Below are 6,786 nucleotides of genomic sequence, written 5' to 3' on the forward strand. Positions count from 1 at the left end.
AATCCACATGTCTGGGCAAGGTGAACGAAAAACAATTTTCGGTCACCTATTACCGGGCCGAGTACGAGCGGAACATCAAAAGGGTGAACAGCCAACAGGGCAGATATATGAAAGGCAAACGACAGAGTACGGTAGAGCCCGTTTTTGGAACGTTGACACAGTTCATGGGGCTGAGGAAGGTGAACACCATAGGGCTCGAACAGGCCAACAAGGTGATGCACCTCTCGGCGATTGCCTACAACCTGAAAAAGTACCTGAAATTCACGGAAAAACGTTCAAAAAGCGGGGCGAGAAGCTTTGTTTTGCCGCGCATCGCAAAAAACTGGTCCCAAGCACTTGAAAGTTCACTTGTAGGCTACCCAAAAAATATAGGTTGGCCAGTGGTCTAAAAGATAAAACCGCCTTAAAAAGCGGTTATGGAAGCCATTTTTTCAATCATTTTGGGCTTGTGCAACGGTTACTTGTGTTAGCAAACGTTTTTAGAATCGTATTTTGGTATCTTTCAAGGCTTTACGTACCCGAAGTTTTTCTCTTACGTCCAAATAATTGTTTCTTAAGTCTAAATATTTTAGTTTCTTAAGCAAACCTAAATTATCGGGCATTTTCCTTATCCTATTTTTATTTAAATCCAAATATTTCAAATTTGGGATTTGTGTCAATTTGTTCGGTAGAGTATCAATATTATTTTGATATAATTTCAAGCTTGATAGAGCCTTTAGTTTGTCTAAATTCAAGGAGTTCAACACTTCGGAAGTCAGTCCTGAAGCACTGAGGTCAATGAATTTTATATTTGGACTTAATTCAGACATCTTTAAAAGGCTTTTGTCACTTATATACATAACTCTTGAAAAACTAATATCTTGAAGTTTCATTATTTCTATAACCTTTTTCAAAGGATGATTTTCTAAAGTTATAGTTGAGTCGGGTCTGTTAATTCCGTCGTAATATGAGCCTGGATTCATTGAAGTTAAAGTAGTAGCAATCCATATCTGTTCTGGAGCAATTTGTTCAGAATTTTTATTTACTAAATTTTTGGTGATTCGTACTAAGGAATCTAATTCTTCACAAATCAAAGAGACACTTTGTCTATTTTTATCGGTAAGATTTAATTCCATTGGAATGACATTCATTTTGAATTCAGTTTCATAATTTGAAAGGTCCAATAAGGAATATCTAATCGCTTTTTCAATTGGTTCAAAGTCTTTGTATTCCAATTTGGTCTCCGATTCTTTTCCACAATATGTTAAAGAATAAATAGCACCCATTACTGTTTGAGCGTCAATAATGGATTTTTTTAAATCTAAAGTTTTTTTTAAACTTGTTTTTCCAGTTTTACAGGAGATTATTGACAATACTATTAATAATGAATATAAAATTCTTCTCATTCTAATATGTGCTTTTTAAATGTTTGCTAACGGTTTGGCTATGAGCAGTTGGGGATTTTTGCCCTAACTTTTCGGTTAAGCACAAACCTTTATTTTATGTTTATACTTTCGTTTTATTACTTTCGCCCCAATTGCTTATAGCCGTTGTGCTTGTTGCGCAACTATGAATACCATCAATACGTACTTGTTAAGTTATTTTTTATAAGATGTAACTAGCTGACATATTGAGTTTTAATATTTCTAATAATTCAAAAACCATCAATTTATTCCCGATGACGAGTTGTGCAACGGTTACTTTTGTTAGGCACAGGCTTTTTATAGCAGGGGATAAATTGATTTTAGAAGTCCATCTTTGATAATAATTTCCACGTTGATTCCAGATTCCATTTTTGATTTATAAACGTTTAAAGCTCCGAATTTTTTCTTTTTGTTATTTACAGCGAATAGACATTCATGGAACAACTTGTTTAAAGTCCATGTTGGAGGAAAAAATGTACTGGGCTTTTCCTTTTTTGTCCATCTATCCATTTCAGAGTCATAGTATTCTATTTTGGCTTCAAATACACCCTTTTTATTCTTCTTTAAAACTTTTCTAATTTTTACTAATTCTCTATCATAAAAATGAATTCCAGTAATTCTTCCATTCCTAATTTTTCCTTTAGTACAATGTTCAATTAATTCTACAAAATCTGGTGATACACTCACATTTTCATCAGTTAAAACGAAATCTTTCATCACATTTATGTGCTTTTTTTGACAAATTTGTTGCGCTCTTTTTGGATTTGTTGTTAGGAGCTTTCGAAAAATTTTAGATTCTTTTCTTAAACTTGGAAGGTCTTTAAATGGTCCCTCATCTCCATCTTCCACATATTTAATGGTATAGACAGAAGGTACTTTAGATATAGTAGTACCAGTTTTCAAACCTTGTTTGTTTGTAGTAAAAGTGTCCTCGTGTATATAATATTGAAATTCCAACTTAAATTTTTCAGCTGTTCGTTAAGAGACATAGTTTACACAAGTTAACGAAAAAACCACATAGGCTAAAGGAGATCTTAACGTTGGGTCGTTAGTTTTAGGTATGCAGGGAAAAAAGGAGTATCAAGAAAAACTGTTCGCCCATTTCCAGTTAAGCGAGCGAATCCCCGAGAACAACTTCTACAGACGTTTAAAGGAGGTTTTGGAGCTACGCTTCCTTTACGGTCTTACCGAAGGTCATTACGGGAACAGCGGACAGAAAGAGCATAGACCCGGTGGTCTTCTTCAAGCTCTGCCTTGTGGGCTACCTGGAAAACTGTAGATACTCCAAATTTTAGGACAGTAAGTTTAATTATTAAATTTACTGAATATGACACAAAGAAAATTCACATCTAAATTCAAGACCAAGGTAGTGTAAGCTTCTCTTACTTCTACACTTGAAAGCGACTCATTCTTGTCATTCAAAACGTATCTATGGTAGTATTCAATAGAATTGCATGTAGATGAGTAAATAAAAAAAAGCTGAAAAGTATATTTTTCATTTCAGTTCTAATTTGGTGAGCCATATCAGGCTCAACCTTTCTTACGAGTCAATTTTAAAGAAGCTTTTTTAAACATTAGTTTTTTGCTTTTATGAATAGCGTGTCGTCCCTTCCGTTTACAAAGTAATGGCGTGGCCCGTATTCGGGATGGCTTCTTAATACTTGAATGGAGTCTATTTTTATTCCGTTTCTTTTGACATACAAAAACGTTTCAACCCAACCTTCTGGCTTCCTTATTTTAAAAAAACCATTTTCGTTAGTGACGGATTCTACTTCTGAATGGTCTCGCCCCGCAACACTCAAATTTTTAACTGGCTCCTCTTCGTTGTTGTAGATATAACCTTGATAATGTGTAATTTTCTTTGGGGAGCATGTCAGGGCCAACAACAAAATTAGGGTAACTAAGGTTTTCATATTGTTTCAGTTTCGATTTGCGCTAACCATATTAAACCCATTACGTCTTTTTCGGCTGCTGCGTACCTATCATACAAACTTAAGGGAGGATTGGTAGGATAATACGGCATTATATCTATTTCCCCTTTCGAAGACACCCTTTTAAAATCAGTGTGTTATGATGTTTTAAATTTCAAAAAATAGGGTTTTGGACATCAATGTCGAGTTGTGCAACGCTTACCATTGTTAGCAAAAGTTATTTACTTTATCAAAGACTGTTGATTTATACTAATTCCGGTAATGTTATTTTGAAGTAGTTCAGTTTTTAGGTTAGTAGATATGTAGGAGAATATGTTAATATTTCTATCAGCAATTAGATCGAAAACGTTATTTAAATTAGGTTTGAAATGTAGAAGTGAAGCTTGAAAAGTCCAAATTCCTTTTTCACTATTTCGGTAAGACTCTATTTTTTCCAAAAGTGATTTCTCAGATTTTATAACAACTTTATCTACTGTCCTCCCTCCATTAACTCTTTGTCTAAATTCAAATTCAGACTTTGATAAATCAAATAGATTTAATTGTGAATTGTTAGTATGAAATACATAATACTGGTAAATAACATTTTTATGTTTTACGTCAACAGGAAAGAACCAATGCTTTCCTAATTTGTACTTTTCAAAAATCATTTTAGCTTTTAATGACATTATAAACCCATGATGTGAAAATTGTGCAGCACTTAGAAAGTCGGTTCGTTTTGCCATGTTTTCCAAAATTAATGTTCCAAATGGCGGTGTTATTGTTGGAGATTTTCCAAAGGTTATTTGTCCATAAACGGATAATGAGTCTAACACATCCCACCATCCACCTTCTGATGTTTGTATTTGTGGATAGGTTTTTCCAATTTCCTTTTCATCAGAAGAGTACGTTAACTTCCAATAATTGCTGTCTTCAGAATTTTGTCCATTCATTTCAGTCATGAATAATACAATCAATAAGAATATATTCGATTTCATTCTAATTCTTGCTAACGGTTTGGCTAAACTGCGTTTTAATGCAGTTTAGGCTTTGTGCCTGTTGCACAAGTTAACGAAAAAACCACATAGGATCAAGGCGATCTTAACGTTGGGTCGTTAATTTTAGGTATGCAGGGAAAAAAGGAGTACCAAGAAAAACTGTTCGCCCATTTCCAGTTGAGCGAGCGAATCCCCGAGAACAATTTCTACAGGCGGTTGAAAGAGGTTTTGGAGCTACGCTTCCTTTACGGTCTTACCGAAGGCTATTACGGGAACAGCGGCCAAAAGAGCATAGACCCGGTGGTCTTCTTCAAGCTCTGCCCGTTGAAATCCACATGTCTGGGCAAGGTGAACGAAAAACAATTTTCGGTCACCTATTACCGGGCCGAGTACGAGCGGAACATCAAAAGGGTGAACAGCCAACAGGGCAGATATATGAAAGGCAAACGACAGAGTACGGTAGAGCCCGTTTTTGGAACGTTGACACAGTTCATGGGGCTGAGGAAGGTGAACACCATAGGGCTCGAACAGGCCAACAAGGTCATGCACCTCTCGGCGATTGCCTACAACCTGAAAAAGTACCTGAAATTCACGGAAAAACGTTCAAAAAGCGGGGCGGGAAGCTTTGTTTTGCCGCGCATCGCAAAAAACTGCTCCAAGCACTTGAAAGTTCACTTGTAGGCTACCCAAAAAATATAGGTTGGCCAGTGGTCTAAAAGATAAAACCGCCTTAAAAAGCGGTTATGTGCGTCGTTATTTTAATGATTATGGGGTTGTGCAACGGTTACCATCTTTGTTATAGCCAGTCTTTAATCAGGGAATTCGATTTCGGTGTCATTAATTGTTTCATGATTAGTAAACCAACCCAAGGTTTTTACATCTTTTCTAATTTGATCTTCTAGTTTTTTAGGATATTTTTCTAATTTTTCTAAATAGGAAAATAAGAATCGATGATCTCTATTTGTTGAAATGAGAATCATTGATTTACTTTTATAATTTGTATATAAGTTTGAGCTTTCTACGGCTAGATTATTCAAAGTGTTTATCATTTCCAAATCCATTTCTTTGGTGTAAAAAGTAAATAAAACACCAACACCTTCAAAGTCTGCAAATCTTCTCCCAAAAAACAATCCTTTCACATCTTTGTATCTATTATGAAATTCAAAATAGTTTTTTGAAATTGTCCGTCTAGTTAGTCGGTCAAATGAAAGAAGTGCTTTTGCTAGTTTTTCTCGGAAAGGGGTAATATTTATTAGCAGTTCATTTTTCACAAACCCTTCAATGAAATAGCTTACTTTATCAGCATTTTCTTTGTTTTTCTTCTTTTGAGTAGCTTTGAATTCATTCCAATCTCCATCAAGTATTAAGTAATAACCGTTTGAATCACCATTTAAAACATCTGGGAAATTTCGTTGGTTTTTGAAAAAATGAGCCAATAAATCTTTTTCAGAACCAGAAATCATAATAAAATCAGCATCAATGCTTTCTGTAAATTGAAAGAATTCCTTTTGAGTTTCTATAGGGAAATCATGTTCTTCTGCCGGTAAAATAAGAGTAAGTTTATTTTTAAAAAGACTTTCTCTTTTTTCTAAGTAATCAATAAAATCAGGAATCGTGTCTAATTCATTAATTATATTTTCAAAAGAATCTTTGTCAAATAAGGTTACATAATCATTGTTTTTAGTACTTTGATTAAATGGGTAAAATTTAACTCCATCACCTAGATTGATTACTAACCGAAATATTTTTTTAATCTCATTTTTTGGAAAGATTTCGATCTCTTTATCGGGATGTTTTATCTTTACTTCACTATTACTGAATAAAACTCTTTGAGCACCATGTAGTTGATTAACAGCTTTCTTTATGGTATTATTAAAATATCTAAAATGATTTCCTTTAAATTCATAGTTTTTAACAGATATAATAATTACTACTGAATTAAATAGGATTAATAAATCACAAATTTCTTTTTTGTTCCCGTTTTCATACTTTGGACCAGGATAACACCAAAATTTTAAAAAAGAATTATATGCTAATTCGTTAACAAATTCTTCACCAATTTTTCCTTTGTCTTCCATTTTTTTCTAATTGGCTATAACGGTTTAGCTAAGCGTAGTGCGGTTGTAAGGAAGCCTTTCGTTTCCGTCTACGCACGAAGCTAAAGCTTATTGTTTTGATTTATTTTTTCTTTTGCAAAGCTAAATCCATAAGATTTAGCGGCTTCATAAATATACACAGACCTTTCGGTTTCGCCCTAAAGTCCGCATTACGTTTAGGTTTTGTGCTTGTTGCGCAACTATGAATACCATCAATACGTACTTGTTAAGTTATTTTTTATAAGATGTAACTAACTGACATATTGAGTTTTAATATTTCTAATAATTCAAAAACCATCAATTTATTCCCGATGACGAGTTGTGCAACGGTTACTTTTGTTGTGGCTAGTTATTTTTCCGTTTCAAATTCGTTACACTAATC

Annotated in this window: 8 protein-coding genes; 3 read left to right on the forward strand and 5 right to left on the reverse strand. The window is 34.1% G+C overall.

Annotation, left to right across the window (positions count from 1 at the left end; all coding sequences use genetic code 11):
• Positions 1-389 (forward strand): transposase (locus B4Q04_RS22235; protein ID WP_236631079.1); only part of this gene is annotated, 389 nt, incomplete at its 5' end.
• Positions 390-479: 90 nt separating this feature from the next.
• On the opposite strand, the gene B4Q04_RS22240 is transcribed toward B4Q04_RS22235, so the two are convergent.
• Positions 480-1,385, reverse strand: a complete 906-nt coding sequence (locus tag B4Q04_RS22240) for a leucine-rich repeat domain-containing protein (RefSeq protein WP_123772422.1) — start codon at positions 1,383-1,385, stop codon at positions 480-482.
• Between the two features lie 315 nt (positions 1,386-1,700).
• On the reverse strand, positions 1,701-2,306 hold the full coding sequence (locus B4Q04_RS22245) for an EndoU domain-containing protein (RefSeq protein ID WP_123772423.1): 606 nt from the start codon (positions 2,304-2,306) through the stop codon (positions 1,701-1,703).
• A 157-nt stretch (positions 2,307-2,463) separates the two neighbouring features.
• Between B4Q04_RS22245 and B4Q04_RS22250 the strand changes: the two genes are divergently transcribed.
• A complete protein-coding gene (locus B4Q04_RS22250) occupies positions 2,464-2,682 on the forward strand; it encodes a hypothetical protein (protein ID WP_088698177.1) in 219 nt (72 codons plus the stop codon).
• A gap of 295 nt (positions 2,683-2,977) precedes the next feature.
• On the opposite strand, the gene B4Q04_RS22255 is transcribed toward B4Q04_RS22250, so the two are convergent.
• Positions 2,978-3,316 (reverse strand): hypothetical protein, encoded by a 339-nt coding sequence (locus B4Q04_RS22255; protein ID WP_088698178.1) that lies wholly within the window; start codon positions 3,314-3,316, stop codon positions 2,978-2,980.
• A 239-nt stretch (positions 3,317-3,555) separates the two neighbouring features.
• Entirely contained in the window at positions 3,556-4,308 is a 753-nt protein-coding gene (locus B4Q04_RS22260; protein WP_123772424.1) for a hypothetical protein, read from the reverse strand.
• A gap of 129 nt (positions 4,309-4,437) precedes the next feature.
• On the opposite strand from B4Q04_RS22260, the gene B4Q04_RS23035 reads away from it, so the two are divergent.
• Positions 4,438-4,989 carry a transposase gene (locus B4Q04_RS23035; protein ID WP_236631080.1) on the forward strand — a complete coding sequence of 184 codons (552 nt, stop codon included), beginning with the start codon at positions 4,438-4,440 and terminating at the stop codon, positions 4,987-4,989.
• Positions 4,990-5,117: 128 nt separating this feature from the next.
• Here the strand turns inward: B4Q04_RS23035 and B4Q04_RS22270 are convergent, their stop codons facing one another.
• A complete protein-coding gene (locus tag B4Q04_RS22270; RefSeq protein ID WP_088698180.1) occupies positions 5,118-6,386 on the reverse strand; it encodes a hypothetical protein in 1,269 nt (422 codons plus the stop codon).
• Between the last annotated feature and the right edge of the window lie 400 nt (positions 6,387-6,786).

This window comes from Zobellia sp. OII3 (genome assembly GCF_002211465.1).
In the GTDB taxonomy this organism is placed as follows: domain Bacteria; phylum Bacteroidota; class Bacteroidia; order Flavobacteriales; family Flavobacteriaceae; genus Zobellia; species Zobellia galactanivorans.

Bases quoted from the DNA above. Each gene is read 5' to 3' on its own strand.
- B4Q04_RS22260 (WP_123772424.1), bottom strand. From the start codon at position 4,308: ATGAAATCGAATATATTCTTATTGATTGTATTATTCATGACTGAAATG.
- B4Q04_RS23035 (WP_236631080.1), top strand. From the start codon at position 4,438: ATGCAGGGAAAAAAGGAGTACCAAGAAAAACTGTTCGCCCATTTCCAG.
- B4Q04_RS22270 (WP_088698180.1), bottom strand. From the start codon at position 6,386: ATGGAAGACAAAGGAAAAATTGGTGAAGAATTTGTTAACGAATTAGCA.
- B4Q04_RS22240 (WP_123772422.1), bottom strand. From the start codon at position 1,385: ATGAGAAGAATTTTATATTCATTATTAATAGTATTGTCAATAATCTCC.
- B4Q04_RS22255 (WP_088698178.1), bottom strand. From the start codon at position 3,316: ATGAAAACCTTAGTTACCCTAATTTTGTTGTTGGCCCTGACATGCTCC.
- B4Q04_RS22250 (WP_088698177.1), top strand. From the start codon at position 2,464: ATGCAGGGAAAAAAGGAGTATCAAGAAAAACTGTTCGCCCATTTCCAG.